Origin of the sequence: Cryobacterium lyxosi (assembly GCF_004403345.1) — a bacterium.
GTDB classification, from domain to species: domain Bacteria; phylum Actinomycetota; class Actinomycetes; order Actinomycetales; family Microbacteriaceae; genus Cryobacterium; species Cryobacterium lyxosi.
In genome coordinates this window covers 18840-41561 of sequence record NZ_SOGT01000014.1, presented here as the reverse complement: position 1 = coordinate 41561, position 22722 = coordinate 18840, and the positions used below count along the sequence as shown (strand labels likewise).

Below are 22722 nucleotides of genomic sequence, written 5' to 3'. Positions count from 1 at the left end.
GCATGGGCATGACTTTGAACTTCACCAAGGGCCAGGGCACGGGCAACGACTTTGTGCTGTTCGCCGATCCCGACGGCACGTCGGAGCTCACCCCGGCGCAGATTCGCGCCGTGTGCGACCGTAAATTCGGCGTCGGCGCCGACGGCGTCATCCGCGCGGTGCGCAGTAAGAATCTGCCAGACGGCGCGGCTGCCCTCGCCGAGGACGACGCTGCCGAGTGGTTCATGGATTACTGGAATGCGGACGGGACCGTCTCGGAAATGTGCGGCAATGGCATTCGGGTCTATGCCAAATTCCTCATTGAGAACAACCTGGCCGAGCTGCACCCCGGCGACACCCTCACCATCGGCACCCGCGGCGGCGTGCGCGACGTGCAGCGCAACGCGTCCGGTTTCCAGGTCGACCTCGGACGGTGGAAGCTCGACGGGACCGAAGCGCTCGTGCGCACCAAAAACTTACCGGTAGCGCGTCCGGGCCTTGGCATCAACGTCGGCAACCCCCACACGGTTGTCGCTCTCGCCGACGATGACGAACTCGATGCGGCCGATCTCACCTTTATTCCCCAGCTGGATCCCGAACCTGCCGGTGGGGTGAATATCGAATTCGTGGTGCCGAACGACCCGCTGGTCGTCAACGGCGTCGGCCGGTTTCGCATGCGGGTGCATGAACGCGGCAGCGGCGAGACGCTGTCCTGCGGAACCGGTGCAGTGGCGGCCGCTTTGGCCACTCGGCACTGGGCGGGTAAGTCGGCGCCGCACCAGTGGCGGGTGGAGGTACCCGGTGGGGTACTCGGGGTGCGGATGTTCCCGGCGGAAGACGGAGAGCATGTGTCGCTGTCCGGGCCAGCGGAGCTTGTCTTCGACGGGGTCTTGAACCTGGGTTAGTCGCGGTGCACCTGGAGCACTCGAAAGCCCTTGCTGATGGCCTCCCGCGTGGTATCGAAGTGCGACGGGAGTTCTGCTGCGAGCCAACGCTGCAGGGAGTCTGAACCGAGATTGCGCTGGATGACGAGCCAGGCATCCGCTTTCGGTTCGAGACGAGGCAGCCAGGTCTGCATGAGTTCGTGCAGTTCGTCCTTGCCGACCCGAATGGGCGGGTTCGACCAGATCGTGCGAAACGACACGTCTGTGGGTACGTCGGCGGCGAGCACGGCCCTGATGTTGGTCAGGCCGAGGGCGGCCGCGTTGGTGCGCACAAGATCAAGAGCACGCTCGTTGACGTCGACGGCCCAGATGGTTGCGTCGGGGGAGGCGAGCGCAAGGTGCAGGGCGATGGGCCCCCAGCCGCAGCCGAGATCGAGAAAGTGGCCGGTCAGTGGTGGCTCGGGGGCGTATTTGAGTAAAACCTCGGTGCCGGTGTCGATATGGGCCGGGCTGAACACCGAGTTGGCCGTCGTTAGGAGCCGATCCTGACCGCGTAATTGCACGGTGATCTGGCGAGTTTTCAATACGGTGCCAGGCGCCGGAGAAAAATAGTGGTCGGACGACATAAGGGAACCTTTCAACTTCGTTCAACTAAGGTTAATGGGATGAATGATCCAACGGCGCCCTCGGGCAACGACACGGTAGACAACCCAGGCGCAGAATCTCTCGACCCAGACGATGTTGTGGCGCGAGTGTTAGCGAGCGCTGACAGCAAAGCTAGCGGTTACTCACTGTTCCGGAGTGGGTCAGCCCAGGCCCTCCAAGCGCAGTTTTCCGGCGAATACGACGGCAGTGACCACGACGGTGACCAGTCCGAACGTGCCGACCGCAACGCCCTGCGCCGAGTCGGCGGACTGTCCACTGAGCTCGAAGACGTCACCGAGGTCGAATACCGCCAGCTCCGTTTGGAAAACGTTGTGCTGGTGGGCGTCTACACTCACGGCACCGTCGACGACGCGGAAAACTCCATGCGCGAACTGGCCGCCCTCGCAGAAACCGCCGGGGCGACCGTGCTCGACGGCTTACTGCAACGTCGCGCCACCCCCGATCCGAGCACCTACCTCGGTAAGGGCAAAGCCCAGGAAGTCGCCGACATTGTGAAGGCGCTCGGCGCCGATACGGTCATCGCCGACACTGAACTCGCGCCCAGCCAACGGCGTGCCCTCGAAGACGTAGTCAAGGTCAAGGTCATCGACCGTACAGCCGTGATCCTCGACATTTTCAGCCAGCATGCCAAGAGTCGCGAGGGCAAGGCGCAGGTGGAACTCGCCCAGATGGCCTACATGCTGCCCCGCCTGCGCGGTTGGGGTGACTCGATGTCCCGCCAGGCCGGCGGCCAGGTCGGTGGCGCCGGCGCCGGAATGGGGTCGCGTGGCCCCGGTGAGACCAAGATCGAACTCGACCGCCGCCGCATCCACACCCGCATGTCCAAACTGCGCAAGCAGATGGTCGAGATGAAGCCGGCCCGGGAGGCCAAACGCGCCAACCGCAAGCGCAACGCCGTTCCCTCCGTCGCCATCGTCGGCTACACCAACGCGGGCAAGTCCAGCCTGCTCAACCGGATCACCAAAGCCGGAGTGCTCGTTGAAAACTCCCTGTTCGCGACCCTCGACGCCACCGTGCGCAAGTCGACGACCGTCGACGGACGCCTGTACACCCTCACCGACACAGTCGGGTTTGTGCGCAACCTGCCGCACCAACTCGTCGAAGCATTTCGCTCAACCCTTGAAGAAGTCGCCGACGCCGACGTCATCGTGCACGTCGTTGACGGCTCGCACCCCGACCCGGTCGCCCAGCTCGCCACCGTGCGGGACGTCATCTCCGAGGTCGGCGCGCGCGACATTCCCGAATTGGTCGTCTTCAATAAGAGTGACCTGATCAGCGACGATGACCGCCTCGTTCTGCGCGGCCTCGAGCCAAAAGCAACGTTCGTGTCGGCCCGCACCGGAGAGGGTATCGAGACCGTCCTCGCCGCCGTGGCGCTCCTGCTGCCGACGCCGCAGATTGAACTCGACCTGCTCATTCCCTACGACCGCGGCGATCTCATCGCAGTTTTGCACGATCTGGGTCGGATTGAGACGACCGAATATGTGGAGACCGGCACCCATGTCACGGCCTTCGTCACCGCGGAGATCGAAGCATCCTTCGCTCCGTACGTCATCATGCCCGGGCTTTCCGCCTAGCGGTCGACAGTCCGCCGCGTGCCGCGATGACACGAACTGTCACATTCGGGCGCGGCGGTGGTGGTGTTGTTAGTGTCTAATCAATCGTTGCCGACGGAATTCGTTCCCCGGCATGGAGCGACAGCCGAGCCCGGCATCCGCCCGCGAAGAACCGCCAGTCTTGGCGCGTCCGCGGCCGCCCGGCCACCACCGCTGTACCGCTTCTGCCGAATGAGGAACCATGACCGCGACAGGGATTTCCGCGTGTAACGCCCGTCCAGCGTTCTCGTTCGAGGTGTACCCACCGAAATCGGTGGCCGCAGCATCCGCTCTCACCCGCACGATCGATCATCTCGCCGCCGCCGGTCCGGAGTTCATCTCGGTCACCTATGGTGCCAACGGTTCCTCCCGCAACTCCTCGCTCGACGTTCTGCGCTACATCAAGGACCACACGTCAGTGGACGCCATGGCCCACCTCACCTGCGTCGGCTCCTCGCACGCAGACGCCAGTCGGCTCATTCGGGAGTTCCTCGACGCTGGCATCGACAGCTTCCTCGCGATTCGCGGAGACGCACCGCAGGGGACGGTTGAAGGCGACACCACATTTCTCGGCGACCTGCACAGCGCCGGCGAGCTGGTGCAGCTCATCCACCGCGTGCAGACCGAACGCGTGCCATACACCGAGACGGTGATTCCCGGTCTTCCCGGTGCCCGTGGGGTGAAAACCGAACGCAGCAAGGTGCGCATCGGCGTCGCAGCCTTCCCTAACGGCCACCCCAACTCGCGGTCGATTACCCAGGATATCGACACACTGTTGGCCAAGCAGGCTGCCGGGGCCAACTTAGCGATCACCCAGCTGTTCTTTCACGCCGACGACTATCTGAGCTTCATCCAACGAGCTCGTTCTGCCGGAGTGTTCTTTCCCATTCTTCCCGGCATCATGCCGGTGACCAGCCCGAACCGCTTGCGTCGTATCCTGCAGCTCTCCGGTGAAAAATTGCCGGCCGAACTGTCCATCGAGCTCGAGGTCGAACCGACCGAGGAAGGACAGCGCCAGATCGGCATCGACTACGCCGTACGACTCGGGCAGGACGTTCTCGCGGGCGGTGCCCCCGGCCTGCACCTTTATGCCTTCAACCAGCACGACACCGTGCTGTCGATTCTCGAGGGGTGTGGGGCACGTACGGTGCCCGCAGCCATGCCCTAGGCCTCGCGCCCGTTCCAGCGCGTAGGCCCACCACCACGTTCGTTTTCTTCGACCATTCCAGCCACAATCGCTCAGTGAAGGAATCACCATGCCCAGCGCGCCCATATCCAGCACCTTTCCCCCCGGCACCATCCTCGGTTACCCCCGCATCGGAAGGCGACGGGAGCTGAAGAAAGCCGTCGAAGCTTTCTGGTCCCAAACGATCGATGCCGCGGCCCTCGAAGCTGTCGCCGCCGGGCTGCGGCAGCAGACCCGCGACAGGCTCGTCGATCTCGGTCTCGGCCGCACCGATTCCTCGATCCCCGAGTCGTTTTCGTATTACGACCAGGTGCTCGACACCATCGTCGCCGTTGGCGCGATCCCGAGCCGGTTTGCCTCACTCGTCGCCGCAGACGGAACCCTCGACTTGGCTGGCTACTTCACCCTGGCGCGGGGCGAGGGTGAGAACCTACCCCTCGAAATGACCAAGTGGTTCGACTCCAACTACCATTACCTCGTGCCCGAGATCGGCCCGGAGACGGCGTTCTCGCTGGCCGGTGACCGGATCGTGCGTGAATTCGTCGAAGCCAAAGCCGCCGGGTTCCTCACCCGTCCGGTGCTCGTCGGGCCGGTCACGTTCCTGTTGCTCAGCAAGGCCAGCGATGAAGCTCCGGCCGGATTCTCGCCACTGTCCCGGCTCGATGATCTCCTTCCCGTTTACGCGGCGCTCCTGGCGCGGTTAGCGGATGCCGGCGCCGATTGGGTGCAGCTCGACGAGCCGGGCCTGGTCAGTGAATCCATCGACGTGCCGCGCGCCGAGACGCTGGCGGCCGTAGCATCCGCTTACGGGGTGCTGGGTGGGTTGACCGGCCGGCCGGCGCTGTTCGTTGCGGCGCCCTACGGCAGCCTCGATGATGCCCTCCCGGTTCTCGCCGCCACAGCCGTTGAAGCAATCGGCCTCGACCTGGTGCGGGGAACTCTGCCGCAGGCGGTACCGGGGCTGGCCGGCAAGACCCTCGTTGCCGGGGTGATTGACGGCCACAACATCTGGCGCGGCGACCTGACCGGGGCCATCGAAGGTGCTGAGGGTGTGCGGGCGCTGTCGGACTCCGTTTCCGTCTCCACCTCGACCTCCCTGCTGCACGTGCCGCACGATGTGCTCGATGAAACGTCGCTGCCAGGCTCATTGGTGAGCTGGCTGGCCTTCGCCGACCAGAAGGTCGGCCAGGTCGCCACCCTAGCTCAGGGACTTGTCAATGGACGGGCCGCGATCGCCGGGCCGTTGGCTGAAGCCGCGGCGGCGCTGGCTGCGCGGCACAGCGCTCCTGGCGTGCGCGACGGCGCCGTACGCCTCCGTGCTGCGGCGCTCACCGACGCCGATTTCAGTCGAGGCGCTTACGCCGATCGACTGAGCGCGCAGGATTCCGCCTTGCAGCTGCCGTCGTTGCCGACAACCACGATCGGATCGTTCCCGCAGACCGGTGACATACGTCGAACACGGGCCCAGTTTCTCAAGGGAACCCTGGCCGCCGATGAGTATCGGTCCCTGATGCGCGCCGAGATCGGTCGGGTGGTGGCACTGCAGGAGGAGATCGGGCTTGACGTGCTGGTGCACGGAGAACCCGAACGCAACGACATGGTGCAGTACTTCGCCGAAAACCTCGATGGGTTTGCCGTGACCGAGAATGGCTGGGTGCAGTCCTACGGCAGTCGCTGCACGCGGCCGTCCATTCTGTGGGGTGACGTATCGCGCCCGGCACCGATCACGGTGGACTGGTCGGTATACGCGCAGAGCCTGACGACGAAGCCGGTCAAGGGCATGCTCACCGGACCGGTCACGATTCTGGCATGGTCCTTTGTGCGCGATGATCAGCCGCTCGGCGAGACCGCCCGCCAGGTAGCCCTGGCCCTGCGCGATGAAATCGGCGATCTGGAGGCTGCGGGCATCAAGATCGTCCAAGTCGACGAACCGGCCCTGCGCGAACTGTTGCCGCTGAAGAAAAAGGACCACGCGGACTACCTGGATTGGTCGGTCGGCTCGTTCCGTCTCGCCACGGCCGGTGTAGCGGATGCGACCCAGATTCACACCCACCTCTGCTATTCGGAGTTCGGCGTTGTCATCGAAGCCATCCGCAACCTTGACGCAGACGTCACGAGTATCGAAGCGGCCCGTTCCCGGATGGAGGTCGTGCGGGAAATCGAGGCTGGCGGGTTCGATCACGGCATCGGCGCCGGAATCTATGACATTCATTCACCCCGGGTGCCGAGCGTAGACGAATTGACGACCCTGCTCGATACCGCTCTGGAATCGATTCCCGAACGACAGGTCTGGGTGAATCCGGACTGTGGCCTCAAGACTCGTGGCTACGACGAAACCGTGCAGTCGCTGCAGAACATGCTCGCCGCCACGCGGGTGGTGCGCGAACGCCTCAGTGCCGACGTGATCGCCTGACTCGCCTGACTCGTCTGACTCGTCTGATTCGTCTGACGGGGTGACAAAAAGGGCCGGACCACCGGCTGGTGGTCGGGCCCTTTTGTATGACACCAATCAGCGCGACGACTAGACCGAGCGCAGGACCGCGACTACTTTGCCGAGGATGTCGGCGAAGTCACCGACAATGGGCTCGAAGTTGCTGTTGCGCGGCAGTAGCCAGGTGTGGCCATCGCGCTTTCTCAAGACCTTCACCGTGGCCTCATTGTCGAGCATAGCCGCGACGATCTCGCCGTTCTCTGCGGTCTTCTGCTGACGAACAACGACCCAGTCGCCGTCGCAGATGGCAGCGTCGATCATGGACTCACCCACAACCTTGAGCATGAACAACTCTCCCTGCCCAACGAGCTGGCGGGGAAGCGGGAAGATCTCGTCTATCTGCTGGTCGGCCGTGATCGGGATGCCCGCGGCGATGCGACCGACGAGGGGTACCATCGCAGCATCGCCGACCTGTACGCCCGGGTGAAAGCTGTCCTGGTCACCGGTGCCGACGTCTTCGGGGGCGCGCTGAATCTCGATGAGGACTTCGAGGGCACGGGGGCGATTCGGGTCGCGGCGCAGGTAACCGCTGAGTTCGAGTTGATTGAGCTGGTGGGTCACGCTCGACAGCGAGGCGAGACCGACCGCGTCGCCGATTTCCCGCATGCTCGGCGGGTAACCGCGCGAGCTCACCGAGCGCTGGATCACGTCGAGAATAGCGAGCTGGCGTTGGCTCAAACTCTTGCGGCGCCGAGTGCCGCCCTTGTCGCGGGTACCACTGGTGTCTTGTGTCACGATGTGCCCTCCTGGAGTAGGTCCCGCCTGGCCTGAAACCGTGTCATGCGGGAATGTCGGTGGTGTCTGATTGAGTATCAATGCAGCAATTATCTATCGAAAGTTTATCCAGTCACATGCCTGGGAACAAACACTTATTCGAGTGTGTCGCGCTTAATTCCGGGCTGAGCCGAGAAAAAGCTTGCATGTTCGATTGTTCGAAGTTATATTCGGAACATAGTTTCGTATCTGGGCCTCCCGGCCGAGGTCCGGATACGAGACTCGTAACGCGCTTACCTTGGAGGTTTGACATGACCACAGTATTTGCATCAGCAGTTCCCGTATCGGCAGCCCTCACGCCCGTCCCGCGCCTTCGTCTCACCCGCCGCGGTCGCTTGGTTTTCACAACTCTTGCTGCCGTACCGCTGGTGATCGTCGCCGTGTCTTTCGCCATGAACGGGGGTGCGGCCGGGGCTACGGACTCCGCCGCGGGCACCGACCTCATGTCGTACACAACCGACTCCGGAATTGTCACGACCCTGACGTACTTCCCAACCGACGTCGGTTCCGCCCGGTTCATCACGGTCGAGCCCGGCCAGACCCTGTGGGACCTCGCCGAAGATATTTCGCCGGCGGACGACCCGCGCGACGTAGTGGCCGACATCAAACGACTCAACGCCCTGGCTGTTGAAACATTGCAGCCGGGCCAGCGCCTGGAAATCCCCTCCGACTCCTAGGAAGGTATCGGCAGACGCGCGGGGCCGTAGCATGGAGAGGGTGACCAGTCTCGAAGATCTCCCGCTCCGTACCAATCTGCAAGGCCTCACCCCATACGGTGCTCCGCAATTGCATGTTCCGGTGGCCCTGAACGTCAACGAGAACACGCACCCCATTCCTGATGCGGTGGCGCGCGACATCCTCGCTAACCTGGCCGAAGCCATCCACTCGGTGAATCGGTATCCCGACCGTGAGTTCACGGCTCTGCGCGAGGCGCTGGCCCTCTACCTCGGTGAGGGGCTCACCGCCGACAATATCTGGGCGGCAAACGGGTCCAACGAAGTACTCCAGCAGGTGCTTCAGGCGTTCGGCGGGCCGGGGCGCTCCCTGCTTGGGTTTGCCCCGACTTACTCGATGTACTCGATTCTCGCCTCCGGTACCGACACCACCTGGATTCCGGGCGCGCGTGACGCCGACTTCGAGCTGTCTCCGGCCACCGCCGTGAGTGAGGTCACCCGAACCAACCCCGACATCGTTTTTCTCTGCTCCCCGAACAACCCCACCGGCACCCCGCTCTCGCTTGAAACCATCGCCGCCGTCTACGCCGCGACCGACGGCGTCGTTGTCGTTGACGAGGCCTACGCCGAATTCGCGCCCGCTGGCACCCCGAGTGCGGTCACCCTGCTGCCCGGTCGGGAACGGCTTCTCGTCTCCCGAACCATGAGCAAAGCCTTCGCCTTTGCCGGTGCCCGGGTCGGCTACCTGGCTGCTGATCCGGCGGTGACGGATGCCCTGCGCCTGGTCCGTCTGCCGTACCACCTCTCGGCGCTGACCCAGGCCGCTGCGAACGCCGCCCTGGCGCACAGCGCTGAGATGCTCGCCATGGTCGACGACATTCGGGGGCAGCGTGACCGGCTCGTGGTCGAGCTCGCCCGCCTGGGCTATTCCCCGCACCGAAGCTGGAGTAACTTCGTACTTTTTGGAGGAGTGGCCGACCCGCGAGAGACCTTTGAGGCGTTGCTCGCTGAGGGAATCCTCATTCGCGACGTGGGTATTGCCGGCCATTTGCGGGTGACGGCCGGGACCGAGAACGAGACGTCTCAGTTCCTCGAGGCACTGGGCCGCCTGGGGCGGGCCGGCACGCCCGGTTGAACTGATTCGGCCCGAGGCGAATAAGCTAGCAGTATGAGTTCTCCTGCCGGCATTCTCGCGCCCCGCGTCGCCCACCTGCAACGGGAGACGAGTGAATCCAGCATCGACCTCTCGCTCAATCTCGACGGCACCGGCGTCAGCGATATCCGCACCTCGGTGCCGTTCTACGACCACCTCCTCACCGCGTTTGCGAAACACTCGCTGTGCGACCTCACTGTGCGTGCTTCCGGCGACATCGAAATTGACGTCCACCACACGGTCGAAGACGTGGGAATCGTGCTCGGCCAGGCTATTCGCCAAGCGCTCGGTGATAAATCGGGCATCTCGCGCTACGGTGACGCGCTGGTGCCGCTCGACGAGGCTCTCGCCCAAGCCGTAGTCGACATTTCGGGTCGCCCCTACCTGGTGCACACCGGCGAACCGGTCGGCTTCGAATTCCACCTGATCGGCGGACACTTCACCGGCTCCATGGTGCGTCACGTCTTTGAAGCCATCACCTTTCACGCCGGGTTGACCGTGCACGTCACCGTGCTGGGCGGTCGCGACCCGCACCACATCGCTGAAGCCGAGTTCAAGGCTTTCGCCCGTGCTTTTCGCCTCGCCAAGGCTCTCGACCCGCTGGTACACGGTATTCCGTCGACCAAGGGTGCCCTGTGAGCCGGGTCGTTGTCTTCGACTACGGCACGGGCAATGTGCACTCCGCGGTCAAGGCACTCGAACTGGCCGGCGCTGACGTCACCCTAACGAGCGATCGCACCGTCGCCCTCGAGGCCGACGGCCTCGTCGTGCCCGGTGTCGGTGCGTTCAGTGCTGTGATGGCGGCCCTCAAGGCGGTGCGCGGCGACGAGATCGTCGATCGTCGCCTGGCTGGCGATCGTCCGGTACTCGGCATCTGCGTTGGAATGCAGGTCATGTTCGAACACGGTGTCGAGCGGGGGATCGACACCGTGGGACTGGGTGAATGGCCCGGTACGGTCACCGAACTTCCCGCACCGATTCTGCCGCACGTGGGCTGGGACACCGTCACGAGCGCTCCTGACTCCGTGCTCTTCCGAGGAATCGAAGAGGAGCGCTTCTATTTCGTGCACTCGTACGCGGCGCAGGCCTGGACGCTCGAGGTCATGCCGCCGTTTCCCGAACCCCGGCTCACCTGGGCCGAACACGGGGCACCGTTCCTGGCTGCCATCGAGAATGGCCCGCTGAGCGCCACCCAGTTTCACCCCGAAAAATCCGGTGAGGCGGGCATCCGCCTGTTGAAGAACTGGATCGGCACTCTGCGCGACTAGCTCGGTGCGCCTAGACTTCACAGTCCAAACCTCTCCTGCCTACCCATCACCGGCACCTGCCATGAACCTGGTCGCAGCACGCGGCCGCACCAACCAAGGACACCAATGAGCGAGTTCAATAAGATACCGAGGCTCGTCCTCCTGCCCGCCGTCGATGTGGCCGCCGGTAAGGCAGTTCGCCTGACAAAGGGGGAGGCCGGTACGGAAACAAATTACGGTGACCCCGTCGATGCTGCGGCTGATTGGGCACGGCAAGGTGCAGAGTGGATTCACCTCGTCGACCTCGACGCGGCGTTTGGCCGGGGCAACAACACCGGCGTGATCAAAAAGGTCATCCGCCAGGTCAAGGGCGTCAATATCGAACTCTCCGGCGGCATCCGCGACGATGAATCGCTGGAAGCAGCACTGACCACAGGCGTCAAGCGCATCAACCTCGGCACAGCGGCACTGGAAAATCCGGAGTGGGCGGCGAGCGTTATCGCGCAATACGGCGATGCCGTTGCCGTCGGCCTCGACGTGCGCGGTACGACCCTCGCCGCACGCGGCTGGACACAGGACGGTGGAGACCTCTGGCAGGTGCTTGAACGTCTCGAAGAAGCCGGCTGCGCCCGCTATGTCGTGACCGATGTCACCAAGGACGGCACCCTGCAGGGTCCGAACATCGATCTGCTTCGCCAGGTGCTCGACCGCACCCGCAAACCCGTGATCGCCTCCGGAGGCATCTCCAGCCTCGATGACATTGACGCCCTGCGCCGCCTGGTTCCGCTCGGGCTTGAAGGTGCCATCGTGGGCAAAGCACTGTACGCGGGGGCCTTCACCCTTGCCGAGGCACTGGACGTCGCGGGGGACTAATGGCGAAGGCGCGAAACCTCGGTTCCACCGGTGACCCATCTGGACGTCCGGATGGTGCCGCGCCATCAGGTCAACCCGGCGATCACAACGAGTCGGCCAACACGGCCGACTCCGCTGGCCAGCCTTGGGTCGGTCGCGAATTCGAGGCGAATCTCGATGCCGGCGATGACGGATCCGCGCCAGCAGCTCTTGCCGAGGCGCTCGCCCGGTTTCAGGCGCGCGAGGCCGGGGAAGAGAGCGTCATCGACGCCATTCGCAGTTCCCGCCTGCTCATCCCTCTGGTGACCAAGCTCGGCGATGCCGCCCTGAACGGGAGCGGCCAGACGATCGACAAAACCCAGGAGCTGTCGATCATCACCGTGGCCGGTCCGGACGGCCGCACCGTACTGCCTGCTTTCTCGTCAACCGCCGCGATGACGATCTGGAATCCCCTCGCCCGGCCCGTGCCAGCGGATGCCGTGCGCGTCGCCCTGGCCGCCGCGCAGGAGAATACCGACCTCGTTGTGCTCGACCCGACTTCGCCCGGTGAATTCGTCATTCGCCGTCCGGCCTTATGGGCCATCGCCCAATCCTTGCCGTGGACACCGAGTTACGCCAGTCACCATGTCGCCGATGCTTTCACCGCATCGATCGCGACCGAACTTTCGGTGCTGACCGTGCAGCTTTCTGCCGGTGACCCGCTTGGCCGGCTCACCGGCCCCGAGCTGGTGGTTCAACTGGAACTGGTCGACGGCCTCACCCAGACGGACCTCGACGCAATCCTCACTCGGCTCGGCACGCGCTGGTCGGAAAGCGAGACCATCACGACCGGCGTCGATTCGCTGAGCGTCAAGCTCGTCGCATCGGCCTGATACCCGATATTGGCCCTGCTCAGTGCACTGTCGGTGGGTCAGGCGAGAATAACGGTATGACCGACGTTCTCGATCAATTCTCCCCGGCTGCCCAGGCCTGGTTCACCGAGGCGTTTGCCGCGCCGACCGCAGCGCAGCTCGGTGCGTGGACTGCTATCGCGCAAGGGTCGCACGCCCTCGTCGTGGCTCCCACCGGATCGGGCAAGACCCTCGCCGCATTCCTGTGGGCCATCGACCAGTTGGCGAACGAATCAGCACCGGCATCAGAGCCGGGTACCCGTGCGCCAGGTACCCGTGTTCTCTATATTTCACCGCTCAAAGCCCTCGGCGTTGACGTCGAACGCAACCTCACCGCGCCACTGGTGGGAATCACCCGCGCCGCGCAACGGCTTGGACTTCAGCCGCCACAGGTCACGGTCGGAGTGCGTTCGGGAGATACGCCGAGCGCCGACCGCCGCAAATTGATCTCCTCGCCCCCCGACATCCTCATCACCACTCCGGAATCATTGTTTCTGATGCTGACGTCGGCAGCTCGGGAATCGCTGCGCGATGTGCAGACGGTCATCATCGACGAGATACATGCGGTCGCGGCCAGTAAGCGCGGCGCCCACCTCGCCGTATCGCTCGAACGCCTCGACGCGCTTCTCGGCCACCCGGCCCAACGCATCGGGTTGTCGGCCACCGTGCGCCCGCAGAGCGAAGTGGCGCGCTTTCTCGGTGGCGCCGCGCCCGTTCACATCGTGGCGCCGCCCTCCCTGAAACGGTTCGACCTGCGGGTGGTCGTGCCGGTCGACGATATGAGCGACCTCGGGCCGGTACCGCAACGCGAAGGGGTCACGTCGGCCGCTGCTGCGCAAACCGGGTCCATCTGGCCCCACGTTGAGGAGGCCATCGTTGACGAGGTGCTGGCGCACTCTTCGAGCATCGTGTTCGCGAATTCCCGGAGACTTACCGAACGACTGACGGCCCGGTTCAACGAAATCTACGCCGACCGCCTGGCCGGGGCGGAGGCATCCGCTCTGGTACCCGTTTCGGCTGCCGACGGGGGGCTGGCCGATCACGGTGTGATGGCCGTGGTGCGGCCACCAGCCGAGCTGATGGGGGCAAGCGGGCAGAGCAAAGGCGCTGCGCCCTTGCTCGCGCGGGCGCATCACGGTTCCGTCAGCAAGGAACAGCGAGCGTTCATTGAAGACGATCTGAAGTCGGGGCGGCTGCGCTGTGTCGTCGCGACCTCGAGCCTGGAACTCGGTATCGACATGGGTGCCGTCGATCTGGTCGTGCAGGTTGAATCGCCGCCGTCGGTGTCGAGCGGGCTGCAGCGGCTTGGCCGGGCCGGGCATCAGGTGGGCGAGGTTTCGCGCGGGGTGATCTACCCCAAGCATCGCGCCGACCTCATCCACGCTGCGGTTGCTGCCGAGCGCATGGTGGCCGGCGTCATCGAATCGCTGCGGGTACCCACCAACCCGCTCGACATTCTGGCGCAGCAGACTGTCGCAGCCTGCGCGCTCGAGCCCATCGACGTGGAAACCTGGTTTGACACGGTGCGGCGCAGCGCGCCGTTTGCGACCTTGCCACGATCGGCCTACGAGGCGACCCTCGACCTGCTCGCCGGCCGCTACCCGTCAGACCAGTTCGCCGAACTGCGCCCCCGCATTGTCTGGGATCGAGACGCTGGCACCCTGACCGGGCGGCCCGGAGCGCAACGCCTGGCCGTGACGAGCGGCGGCACCATTCCCGACCGCGGCCTGTTTGGGGTCTTCATGGTCGGCGGCGAACAGATCACCGGCAAACGGGTCGGCGAACTCGACGAGGAGATGGTCTACGAGTCGCGTGTGAACGACGTCTTCGCGCTCGGCACCACAAGCTGGCGTATCCAGGAGATCACCCACGACCGGGTGCTCGTCGTGCCCGCTTTCGGGCAGCCGGGGCGGCTTCCGTTCTGGAAAGGTGATGGCCTCGGCCGCCCGGCCGAACTCGGCCGCGCCATCGGTGCGTTCGTGCGCGAGGTTGGGGCCCTGCCGCCCAGTGAAGCCCAGGCTCGCTGCGCGGTGGGCGGGCTCGACCAGCGTGCAATCAACAACCTGCTGGCCTTCCTCGCCGAGCAACGCGCGGTTACCGGGCAGCTCCCGACCGACCGGACCCTCGTGGTCGAACGCTTTCGCGATGAACTGGGGGACTGGCGGGTTGTGCTGCATTCCCCGTTCGGCACCCCGGTGCACGCACCGTGGGCGCTCGCCGTGGGTGCTCGCGTGCGCGAACGCTACGGAATCGACGGCTCCTGCGTAGCCAGCGATGACGGTATCGTCGTGCGCATCCCCGACACCGAAACCGAACCGCCCGGCAGTGAGCTCTTCGTTTTCGACCCTGATGAGCTCGAGCAGATCGTCATCGACGAGGTCGGTGGCTCCGCCCTGTTCGCTTCCCGGTTTCGGGAGTGCGCTGCCCGGGCACTGCTGCTGCCCAGGTACAAACCCGGTGCGCGCTCGCCGCTGTGGCAACAACGCCAGAAGGCCGCCCAACTACTCGACGTGGCCCGCACCTTTCCCACCTTTCCGATCATTCTCGAGACCCTGCGTGAATGCCTTCAAGACGTGTACGACCTTCCGGCCCTCGGGGCGCTGGCCCGGCAGATCGGCTCCCGTGAAGTGCGTCTGGTTGACACCGAGACCGAGACCGCCAGCCCGTTCGCGAGCACACTGCTGTTCGGTTACGTCGCCGCCTTCATGTACGAGGGCGACACCCCGCTCGCCGAGCGGCGCGCCACCGCCCTCGCCATCGATTCGAGCCTGCTGGCCGAACTGTTGGGGCGGGTTGAACTGCGTGAACTCCTCGACCCGAGCGTCATCGCTCAAACCGACCGAGAACTGCAACGGCTCGCGCCGGACTACCTGGCCAAGGGCGTGGAAGGTGTCGCCGATCTGTTGCGCACCCTTGGCCCGCTCAGCACCAGCGAGGTCGCCGAGCGGATGCTCATTCTCCCGCCGGAATCGCCGCCCGCGCCGGGCCTGCCGCCCGCGCAGGGCCCGCCCGCTGTCCTTGTCGCCGAGCAGGCCCTGCTGGGACTGGTCGACGCGCGCCGCGCCGTGCGCGTGAGCATCGGCGGTGAGGAACGCTGGGCAGCAGTCGAAGACGCGAGCCGATTGCGCGACGCTCTCGGCGTTCCCCTGCCGATCGGGGTGTCCGCTGCGTTTACTGAATCCGTGGCTGATCCGCTCGGCGATCTGGTGAGCCGCTACGCACGCTCGCACGGACCCTTCACCACCGGCGCCGTCGCCGACCGGTTTGGCCTCGGCACGGCCGTTGTGCAGATTGCCCTCACACGTCTCGCCGACGCCCGCCGTATCGTGGCCGGCGAATTCCGACCGAACGGCACCGGCTTGGAATGGTGCGACTCCGAGGTGCTGCGGCGCCTGCGTCGGCGCTCGCTCGCGGCCCTTCGGCACGAGGTGGAACCGGTGGACCAGCAGGCCATCGGTCGGTTCCTGCCGGTCTGGCAACACGTGGGAGGCAAGCTGCGCGGAATCGACGGCGTCGCATCCGTTGTGGAACAGCTTGAGGGCGCGCGCATTCCGGCGTCCGCCTGGGAGACGCTCATTCTGCCGGCCCGGGTGAGCGACTACCAGCCGGGCATGCTCGACGAACTCACCAACGCGGGGGAGTTGCTCTGGGCGGGCGCAGGAACCCTCGCCGGCAATGACGGTTGGGTCAGTCTGCACCTCGCCGAAACGGCCCAGCTCACCCTGCCGCTTCCCATCGACGTGGAGACGACGTCCCTGCAGCAGGAGATCCTGACGACCCTGGGCAGCGGGGGCGCCTACTTCTTTCGGCAGCTGTCTGACGCCGTCGGCAGCCAGGACGACGCCGCACTGGTGCAGTCGTTGTGGGACCTGGTCTGGGCCGGTTTGATCAACAATGACACGTTCGCTCCGGTGCGTTCGTTGCTAGCCGGCGGGCACACGGCCCACCGGCAGAGCCGGGCCGCGCCGCGCGCCCGTCTGCATCGTGGGCGGTCGATGCCGCGGCCGAACCTGCCGAGTCGCAGCGGTCCCCCCACGGCGTCAGGCCGATGGTCGATCCTTCCGGTTGCCGACGATTCCCCAACCCGCCGCGCCCACGCGCTGGGGGAGACGCTGCTCGAACGCTATGGCGTGGTGACCCGGGGGGCGGTAATGGCGGAGAGCGTGATCGGCGGCTTCTCGCTCGTCTACCGCACCCTCACCGGGTTTGAAGAGATGGCACGCTGCCGCCGCGGCTATTTCATCGAGGGGCTCGGCGCGGCTCAGTTCGCCACCGGCGGCACCATCGACCGGCTGCGCACCTTCGCTGTGGGAGTGTCCCAGACTTCCGTCGACGTGAGGAACACCGCGCCCCTGGAAGCTGTTGCTCTGGCCGCGACCGACCCGGCGAATGCCTATGGCGCCGCGCTGCCGTGGCCGACCCTGCCTGGCAACACCACCCACCGCCCGGGTCGAAAGGCGGGCGCACTCGTCGTTCTTGTCGACGGTGCCCTCGTGCTGTATGTCGAGCGCGGCGGTAAAACCGTGGTTGCTTTTGAAACGGATCAGCAGGTGCTCGCGGCGGCCACCGTGAGTCTGGCCGCCCTGGTCACCAACGGTCGCGTGCAGAGGATTGCGGTGGAAACGGTCAACGGTGTGTTCGTGATCGGCACCGACGTGGGCGGGGCCCTGCGCGCCGCCGGATTCACCGAGACCCCGAAAGGGCTGAGGCTGCGTGCCTGAGGGCGATACCGTCTACCGCACCGCCCGTTCCCTCGACCAGGCCCTGCGCGGCAGCATCCTGACCGGCTGCGACATTCGGGTACCCGCTTTCGCTACGGTCGATCTTTCGGGACAAACCGTGCACGAGGTCGTCAGTCGCGGCAAACATCTGCTGCACCGGGTCGGTGAGACGAGCATCCACTCGCATTTGAAGATGGAGGGTGCCTGGCACCTGTATCGACCGGGCACGCGGTGGCAGCGGCCGGCGTTTCAGGCACGCATCGTGCTGCAGACGACCGAGTGGGTTGCTGTGGGGTTCGAACTCGGCGTGCTGGAACTCGTGCTGACCCGGGCTGAAGCCGAGGTGGTCGGCCACCTCGGACCCGATCTGCTCGACGCTGAGTGGAGCGCAGCTAACGCTGCCGAGGCCACCAGACGTCTTGCTGCCCACGGGGAGCCGCCGATCATCGTGGCCCTCGCTGACCAGCGCAATCTGGCCGGGCTGGGCAACGTCTATGTCAACGAGCTCTGTTTTCTGCGCGGATTGCTGCCGAACCGGCCCGTAGCTGGGGTCACTGACCTCGCCGGACTCGTGAGACTCGCCCGGCGCCTGTTACTGGCCAATAAAGACCGTGACGAGCGCACGACCACCGGCAACCTGCGACGGGGAGCCCAGCTCTGGGTCTACGGGCGGGCCGGGCAGCCGTGTCGTCGGTGTGGCAGCCGCATTCAGAGGGGACAGCTCGGCCGTACCGAACTGGAGTTGCGCGACACCTACTGGTGCCCGCGCTGCCAGACCTGAGACTGACAGGCCGCCGGTTAGGTGACCGGACCGGTGTACTTCTCACCGGGGCCCTCGCCGATTGGATCCTGCACGAAGGACGCCTCGCGGAACGCAAGCTGCAGGGAACGCAGGCCGTCCCGCAGGCTGCGGGCATGCATGTCGGCGATATCGGGGGCAGCCGCCGTGACCAGTCCGGCGAGGGCCGTGATGAGCTTGCGCGCCTCGTCGAGGTCGATCTGGGCGTCGGGATCTTCGGCGAGGCCGCACTTCACGGCGGCCGCGCTCATGAGGTGCACGGCGGCCGTGGTGATGATCTCCACAGCGGCCACGTCGGCGATATCGCGTGTTGCCTGGGCAGCATCCCGCTCAAAATCAGCATCCCGCTCAAGATCGGCATTCTGCTCTAAACCCGTATCGTACTCAAAACTTTGGCTCACTGCATTCCTCTGCTAGGCTTGTTTTTGGTTCCGGGACAATAGTCTCGGTACGAAAGTGGAGAATCTCCCACCCGCGCATACCGCTTCATCAAGGTTACCGGGTAGTTTGCACTCCGCCGTCGCGTTACCACCTCCTTTGGGAATGTGATAAAGCGAGGGTAGACAGGGTGTCGTGTGGAACACGTCGACGACAAGGTTGGCTTGGAAAGCGCGTGATTTTCCTCTCTTCGTCCCCAATCAGCATCCGCTGACTGGTTGTGATCACGAAGTTAACCAAGAGGAGAGACGCATCAGCGATCCCCGTACAAATGACCGTATACGCGTCCCCGAAGTTCGTCTCGTTGGTCCCAACGGCGAGCAGGTCGGGGTCGTGGCGATTGATGTTGCCCTGCGCCTGGCACAGGATGCCGACCTCGATCTCGTCGAAGTTGCACCTGAAGCCAAGCCGCCCGTGGCCAAGATCATGGACTACGGCAAGTTCAAGTACGAGGCTGCGCAGAAGGCCAAGGAGGCCAGGCGCAACCAGGCGAACACGATCCTCAAGGAGGTTCGTTTTCGTCTCAAGATTGATACGCACGACTATGAGACCAAGCGCAAACGCGCCGAAGGCTTCCTGAAGAGCGGTGACAAGGTCAAGGCCATGATTCTTTTTCGTGGCCGTGAACAGTCCCGCCCTGATCAGGGCGTACGGCTGCTCCAAAAATTTGCCGAGGATGTCGCCGAGTACGGTTCCGTGGAATCTACTCCGATGATCGACGGTCGAAACATGGTCATGGTGATTGGCCCGTTGAAGAACAAGTCAGAAGCCAAGGCTGAGATCAACGCCCACAAGGCTGCCGAGAAGGCAGACAAGGTAGCCGATAAGGCAGACAAGGTTGCCGATAAGGCAGCGAAACAGGAGGAACCACATGCCTAAGATGAAGACCCACTCCGGAACCAAAAAGCGTTTCAAGGTCACCGGAAGCGGAAAGATCATGAAGCAGCAGGCCGGACTTCGACACAACCTCGAGGTCAAGAGCACGCAGCGCAAGTCCCGTTTGAACCAGGACCAGGTGCTGGCTAAGTCGGATCAGAAGACCATCAAGAAGCTTCTCGGTCTGTAAACCAGGCCCCAATAACAGGCCCGTAACGAATAAGGATTTGTAAAAAATGGCAAGAGTAAAGAGGGCCGTAAACGCCCACAAGAGTCGCCGCGTTATTCTGGAACGCGCCAAGGGTTACCGCGGTCAGCGTTCACGCCTGGTCACCAAGGCGAAGGAGCAGCTCACTCACTCCTTCACCTATAGCTACCGTGACCGTCGTGCACGCAAGGGTGACTTCCGTCGCCTGTGGATCCAGCGGATCAACGCTGCGTCGCGCGCCAACGGCCTCACCTACAACCGTCTGATCCAGGGCCTCGGCCTGGCTGGCATCGAGGTTGACCGTCGTATCCTCGCCGACCTGGCCGTCAACGAGGCAGCGACGTTCGCCGCGCTCGTCGAGAGTGCCAAGGCTGCCCTTCCCGCCGACACTTCGGCACCGAAGGTCGCCGTCACGGCGTAAGGCGTTACCCCGATCGGTTCACCACCGGCTGCCTCCTGGGCGTGAATGTGGTGAAAGATCGACAGTTTTGAATTGAACAGTGAGGAGCGGGCGACGTGGTCGTCCGCTCCTTTTTCTGTAAGTAAACCTTGTGCAACTAAACTCAAGATCATGCTTGATAATCCACGTTCACCGCGCGTCCGTTCCGTCGCAAAACTTGCCAAGCGCGACGCGCGCCTCGAGTCCGGTCTTTTTCTGCTCGAAGGCCCGCAGGCCGTTTCCGAAGCACTCACCTTTCGCCCAGAGCTCGTCGTGGAGTTGTTCGCGACGCCCACCGCGCTCGACCGCTACACCGATCTAGCCCAGAAAGCGATCGACGCCCAGGTCGAGGTGGAGTTCGTCTCCGAAGAGGTGCTCGAGGCTATGGCCGACACGGTCACCCCGCAAGGCTTCGTGGCCGTCTGTCACCAGTTCCCCACCTCGGTGAAGAAAATCTTCAATGCCGAGCCCAAGCTCGTCGCCATCCTTGAAGAGGTGCGCGATCCCGGCAACGCCGGCACCATCATTCGGGCAGCGGATGCCGCGGGCGCGGACGCCGTCATCCTCACCGGTCGCAGCGTCGACCTGTACAACCCCAAGGTCATCCGTTCCTCGACCGGCTCCATCTTCCACCTGCCCGTCGCCATCGCGGCCGATCTCTCCGACGTACTCGACCGTGCCCGGGCGGCCGGGCTGCAGCTCTTTGCCGCCGACATCAAGGGCTCCGACCTGCTGACCGCCCGCAACGGGGGCTTGCTTGCCGCTCCGACCGTGTGGCTGTTCGGCAACGAAGCGCGCGGCCTGACCGATGAAGACCTGGCCCGAGTCGACCGCAGCGTGAGCGTGCCGATCTACGGCGAAGCCGAGTCGATGAACCTCGCGACCGCGGCATCCGTCTGCCTGTATGAGAGTGCATTCGCCCAGCGCGCCTGACCTCCTGCGTAGCACAGATACGCGATGCCCGGACTGTTACAAATGCGTTGCTGTCCGGGCATTTGGCATGTCCAGACACGCGTTCTGTCCTAAGTTAGGGAGTATGGAGCCCACAGATTCGTCCCCGGCCACCTCGAACATCACCGTTCGTCGGGGCGAACCGCTAGTCGTCGTCAAGGACATCAACAAGCACTACGGAGAACTGCATGTTCTCAAGAACATCAACGCCGTGGTCAACCGCGGCGAAGTTGTGGTGGTGATTGGTCCGAGTGGGTCGGGCAAATCCACCCTGTGTCGGGCGATCAACCGCCTCGAGACCATCGATGACGGTGTGATCACCATCGACGGTGTGAAGTTGCCGGAAGAGGGTAAAGCACTGGCTCACTTGCGCGCTGACGTTGGCATGGTCTTTCAGGCGTTCAACCTCTTCGCGCACAAGACCGTGCTCGACAACGTCACACTCGGTCCGATCAAGGTGCGCGGCCTGTCGAAGGCCGCGGCCGAGAAAAAAGCGATGGCCCTGCTGGAGCGCGTCGGCGTGGCCAATCAGGCCAAGAAGATGCCAGCCCAGTTGTCCGGTGGACAGCAACAGCGAGTCGCCATCGCGCGCGCTCTCGCCATGGATCCGAAAGTCATCCTGCTCGACGAGCCGACCAGTGCCCTCGACCCGGAGATGATCAATGAGGTGCTCGAGGTCATGGTCGACCTCGCCAACGACGGCATGACCATGATCGTCGTCACGCACGAAATGGGTTTCGCCCGCAAGGCTGCAGACCGCGTCATCTTTATGGCGGAGGGCGAGATCGTGGAGGAGACCACTCCCGAGGAATTCTTCACCAACCCCCAAAGCACGAGAGCGAAAGACTTCCTCTCCAAAATACTTGCCCACTAATCGGTGGACAGGGTTTACACAGCAGCAGTACCAGCAATCAGGAGAAAAACCATGAGACTCAAAAAAGGTCTAGTGATTTCGGCCATTGCGATCGCAAGTGCGCTCGTGCTTAGCGGCTGCGCGGACTCGGGCGCCCCGACCGATGCCGCCGCCCCAGTGGAGACGGCGGTGTCGTTCCCTGAGGGAAGCACCATGGCCCGCCTGGCCGACGCTGGTTCCATCAACATTGGAACCAAGTTCGACCAGCCGCTGTTCGGCCTGCTCGGCCCCAGCGGCGATCCAGTCGGCTTCGACGTTGAGATGGGGAAGCTCATCGCGGCCAAGCTCGGCATCCCGGCATCGGGCATCAAATGGAGCGAGGCGGTTTCCGCCAACCGCGAGCCGTTCATTGAGAACGGTCAGGTCGACCTCGTTATCGCAACCTATACGATCAACGACACCCGCAAGGAAGCCGTGTCCTTCGCCGGACCGTACTACTCTGCCGGACAGGACCTGCTCGTACTCGCGGGAAACCCGGACAACATCACCGGCCCCGAGGACCTTGCCGGCAAGAAGGTGTGTACCGTGAGCGGTTCCACCTCGGAGAAGAATATCGCCGAATTCACGACCGACATCATCGCCTCGGATACCTACTCCAACTGCCTCGGTCCGCTGCGCAGCGGCGAGGTTGCCGCGGTCACGACCGACAACGTAATCCTGGCCGGCCTGGCCGACCAGAACTCCGGTCAGTTCGAGGTCGTTAACAACGCATTCACCGAAGAGCCCTACGGCATCGGCCTCGCGCATGACGACACCGAATTCCGCTCGTTCATCAACGACGTGCTCGAAGCGGCTTACGCGGACGGTACCTGGGTCTCGGCTTGGGAGTCCACCGCGGGTGCTGTGCTCGACACCCCCACCCCTCCGGCCGTCGACCGCTACTAGGTCTACTTTCGGATTCGCTAACCAGCTTTGAGCCGTAGAGACCCGCCCAGTGGGCGGGTCTCTACGGTGTCCACCAGAATGTTCCACGCATTGCCCGACCC

At 64.2% G+C, this 22722-nt stretch carries 21 protein-coding genes; 18 read left to right on the top strand and 3 right to left on the bottom strand.

Annotation, left to right across the window (positions count from 1 at the left end; genetic code table 11):
- Positions 1 to 8 precede the first annotated feature (8 nt).
- Positions 9 to 884, top strand: a complete 876-nt coding sequence (dapF, locus tag E3T27_RS12735) for a diaminopimelate epimerase (RefSeq protein WP_104197147.1) — start codon at positions 9 to 11, stop codon at positions 882 to 884.
- Here the strand turns inward: dapF and E3T27_RS12730 are convergent.
- A complete protein-coding gene (locus E3T27_RS12730; protein ID WP_134573183.1) occupies positions 881 to 1489 on the bottom strand; it encodes a class I SAM-dependent methyltransferase in 609 nt (202 codons plus the stop codon). The genes dapF and E3T27_RS12730 overlap by 4 nt on opposite strands.
- A gap of 39 nt (positions 1490 to 1528) precedes the next feature.
- On the opposite strand from E3T27_RS12730, the gene hflX reads away from it, so the two are divergent.
- From hflX to metE, 3 genes are all read left to right on the top strand, one after another.
- On the top strand, positions 1529 to 3106 hold the full coding sequence (gene hflX, locus E3T27_RS12725; protein ID WP_134548693.1) for a GTPase HflX: 1578 nt from the start codon (positions 1529 to 1531) through the stop codon (positions 3104 to 3106).
- A gap of 220 nt (positions 3107 to 3326) precedes the next feature.
- Entirely contained in the window at positions 3327 to 4292 is a 966-nt protein-coding gene (locus tag E3T27_RS12720) for a methylenetetrahydrofolate reductase (protein ID WP_174722216.1), read from the top strand.
- A gap of 88 nt (positions 4293 to 4380) precedes the next feature.
- Entirely contained in the window at positions 4381 to 6723 is a 2343-nt protein-coding gene (gene metE, locus E3T27_RS12715) for a 5-methyltetrahydropteroyltriglutamate--homocysteine S-methyltransferase (protein WP_134573182.1), read from the top strand.
- A 108-nt stretch (positions 6724 to 6831) separates the two neighbouring features.
- Here metE and lexA read toward each other — a convergent pair whose 3' ends face one another.
- Complete coding sequence (gene lexA / locus E3T27_RS12710; RefSeq protein WP_092341044.1) at positions 6832 to 7536, bottom strand: transcriptional repressor LexA; 705 nt, start codon at positions 7534 to 7536, stop codon at positions 6832 to 6834.
- A gap of 290 nt (positions 7537 to 7826) precedes the next feature.
- Here lexA and E3T27_RS12705 point away from each other — a divergent pair, with 290 nt between their 5' ends.
- The 8 genes from E3T27_RS12705 to E3T27_RS12670 all read left to right on the top strand — a co-directional run bounded on the left by E3T27_RS12705 (position 7827) and on the right by E3T27_RS12670 (position 17893).
- Positions 7827 to 8252: a LysM peptidoglycan-binding domain-containing protein gene (locus tag E3T27_RS12705; protein ID WP_104196980.1), complete on the top strand. Its 426-nt coding sequence runs from the start codon at positions 7827 to 7829 to the stop codon at positions 8250 to 8252.
- A gap of 31 nt (positions 8253 to 8283) precedes the next feature.
- Entirely contained in the window at positions 8284 to 9384 is a 1101-nt protein-coding gene (locus E3T27_RS12700; protein ID WP_134573180.1) for a histidinol-phosphate transaminase, read from the top strand.
- Positions 9385 to 9417: 33 nt separating this feature from the next.
- The gene (gene hisB, locus E3T27_RS12695) at positions 9418 to 10041 is read left to right on the top strand and encodes an imidazoleglycerol-phosphate dehydratase HisB (protein ID WP_104196978.1); all 624 of its coding nucleotides are present in this window, start codon (positions 9418 to 9420) and stop codon (positions 10039 to 10041) included.
- On the top strand, positions 10038 to 10670 hold the full coding sequence (gene hisH, locus E3T27_RS12690) for an imidazole glycerol phosphate synthase subunit HisH (RefSeq protein WP_134573178.1): 633 nt from the start codon (positions 10038 to 10040) through the stop codon (positions 10668 to 10670). Before hisB ends, hisH begins: the two co-directional genes overlap by 4 nt.
- Before the next feature lie 105 nt (positions 10671 to 10775).
- Positions 10776 to 11522, top strand: coding sequence for a bifunctional 1-(5-phosphoribosyl)-5-((5-phosphoribosylamino)methylideneamino)imidazole-4-carboxamide isomerase/phosphoribosylanthranilate isomerase PriA (gene priA / locus E3T27_RS12685; RefSeq protein WP_104196976.1), 747 nt, complete (start codon positions 10776 to 10778; stop codon positions 11520 to 11522).
- The gene (locus E3T27_RS12680; RefSeq protein WP_104196975.1) at positions 11522 to 12373 is read left to right on the top strand and encodes an SseB family protein; all 852 of its coding nucleotides are present in this window, start codon (positions 11522 to 11524) and stop codon (positions 12371 to 12373) included. The genes priA and E3T27_RS12680 overlap by 1 nt, the downstream gene beginning before the upstream one ends.
- 56 nt (positions 12374 to 12429) lie before the next feature.
- The gene (locus E3T27_RS12675; protein ID WP_134573176.1) at positions 12430 to 17112 is read left to right on the top strand and encodes an ATP-dependent helicase; all 4683 of its coding nucleotides are present in this window, start codon (positions 12430 to 12432) and stop codon (positions 17110 to 17112) included.
- The gene (locus E3T27_RS12670; RefSeq protein ID WP_134573174.1) at positions 17105 to 17893 is read left to right on the top strand and encodes a DNA-formamidopyrimidine glycosylase family protein; all 789 of its coding nucleotides are present in this window, start codon (positions 17105 to 17107) and stop codon (positions 17891 to 17893) included. Before E3T27_RS12675 ends, E3T27_RS12670 begins: the two co-directional genes overlap by 8 nt.
- Before the next feature lie 17 nt (positions 17894 to 17910).
- Here the strand turns inward: E3T27_RS12670 and E3T27_RS12665 are convergent, their stop codons facing one another.
- Complete coding sequence (locus E3T27_RS12665; RefSeq protein WP_104197145.1) at positions 17911 to 18213, bottom strand: DUF1844 domain-containing protein; 303 nt, start codon at positions 18211 to 18213, stop codon at positions 17911 to 17913.
- A 388-nt stretch (positions 18214 to 18601) separates the two neighbouring features.
- Here E3T27_RS12665 and infC point away from each other — a divergent pair, with 388 nt between their 5' ends.
- The 6 genes from infC (at position 18602) to E3T27_RS12635 (ending at position 22621) form a co-directional block, all read left to right on the top strand.
- On the top strand, positions 18602 to 19228 hold the full coding sequence (gene infC, locus E3T27_RS12660) for a translation initiation factor IF-3 (RefSeq protein ID WP_104127223.1): 627 nt from the start codon (positions 18602 to 18604) through the stop codon (positions 19226 to 19228).
- Positions 19221 to 19415, top strand: a complete 195-nt coding sequence (rpmI, locus tag E3T27_RS12655; RefSeq protein ID WP_092111710.1) for a 50S ribosomal protein L35 — start codon at positions 19221 to 19223, stop codon at positions 19413 to 19415. The genes infC and rpmI overlap by 8 nt, the downstream gene beginning before the upstream one ends.
- Before the next feature lie 46 nt (positions 19416 to 19461).
- Positions 19462 to 19854: a 50S ribosomal protein L20 gene (rplT, locus tag E3T27_RS12650; RefSeq protein WP_104196972.1), complete on the top strand. Its 393-nt coding sequence runs from the start codon at positions 19462 to 19464 to the stop codon at positions 19852 to 19854.
- Between the two features lie 150 nt (positions 19855 to 20004).
- A complete protein-coding gene (locus E3T27_RS12645) occupies positions 20005 to 20805 on the top strand; it encodes a TrmH family RNA methyltransferase (protein WP_134573170.1) in 801 nt (266 codons plus the stop codon).
- Between the two features lie 103 nt (positions 20806 to 20908).
- Positions 20909 to 21697: an amino acid ABC transporter ATP-binding protein gene (locus E3T27_RS12640; RefSeq protein ID WP_104196970.1), complete on the top strand. Its 789-nt coding sequence runs from the start codon at positions 20909 to 20911 to the stop codon at positions 21695 to 21697.
- Between the two features lie 51 nt (positions 21698 to 21748).
- Positions 21749 to 22621: a glutamate ABC transporter substrate-binding protein gene (locus E3T27_RS12635; protein WP_104196969.1), complete on the top strand. Its 873-nt coding sequence runs from the start codon at positions 21749 to 21751 to the stop codon at positions 22619 to 22621.
- Positions 22622 to 22722: the final 101 nt, after the last annotated feature.

Excerpts from the sequence above, each read along its gene's own strand:
- dapF (WP_104197147.1), top strand. The coding sequence starts at position 9 with ATGACTTTGAACTTCACCAAGGGCCAGGGCACGGGCAACGACTTTGTG.
- E3T27_RS12730 (WP_134573183.1), bottom strand. The coding sequence starts at position 1,489 with ATGTCGTCCGACCACTATTTTTCTCCGGCGCCTGGCACCGTATTGAAA.
- hflX (WP_134548693.1), top strand. The coding sequence starts at position 1,529 with ATGAATGATCCAACGGCGCCCTCGGGCAACGACACGGTAGACAACCCA.
- E3T27_RS12720 (WP_174722216.1), top strand. The coding sequence starts at position 3,327 with ATGACCGCGACAGGGATTTCCGCGTGTAACGCCCGTCCAGCGTTCTCG.
- metE (WP_134573182.1), top strand. The coding sequence starts at position 4,381 with ATGCCCAGCGCGCCCATATCCAGCACCTTTCCCCCCGGCACCATCCTC.
- E3T27_RS12705 (WP_104196980.1), top strand. The coding sequence starts at position 7,827 with ATGACCACAGTATTTGCATCAGCAGTTCCCGTATCGGCAGCCCTCACG.
- E3T27_RS12700 (WP_134573180.1), top strand. The coding sequence starts at position 8,284 with ATGGAGAGGGTGACCAGTCTCGAAGATCTCCCGCTCCGTACCAATCTG.
- hisB (WP_104196978.1), top strand. The coding sequence starts at position 9,418 with ATGAGTTCTCCTGCCGGCATTCTCGCGCCCCGCGTCGCCCACCTGCAA.
- priA (WP_104196976.1), top strand. The coding sequence starts at position 10,776 with ATGAGCGAGTTCAATAAGATACCGAGGCTCGTCCTCCTGCCCGCCGTC.
- E3T27_RS12680 (WP_104196975.1), top strand. The coding sequence starts at position 11,522 with ATGGCGAAGGCGCGAAACCTCGGTTCCACCGGTGACCCATCTGGACGT.
- E3T27_RS12675 (WP_134573176.1), top strand. The coding sequence starts at position 12,430 with ATGACCGACGTTCTCGATCAATTCTCCCCGGCTGCCCAGGCCTGGTTC.
- rpmI (WP_092111710.1), top strand. The coding sequence starts at position 19,221 with ATGCCTAAGATGAAGACCCACTCCGGAACCAAAAAGCGTTTCAAGGTC.
- rplT (WP_104196972.1), top strand. The coding sequence starts at position 19,462 with ATGGCAAGAGTAAAGAGGGCCGTAAACGCCCACAAGAGTCGCCGCGTT.
- E3T27_RS12645 (WP_134573170.1), top strand. The coding sequence starts at position 20,005 with ATGCTTGATAATCCACGTTCACCGCGCGTCCGTTCCGTCGCAAAACTT.
- E3T27_RS12640 (WP_104196970.1), top strand. The coding sequence starts at position 20,909 with ATGGAGCCCACAGATTCGTCCCCGGCCACCTCGAACATCACCGTTCGT.
- E3T27_RS12635 (WP_104196969.1), top strand. The coding sequence starts at position 21,749 with ATGAGACTCAAAAAAGGTCTAGTGATTTCGGCCATTGCGATCGCAAGT.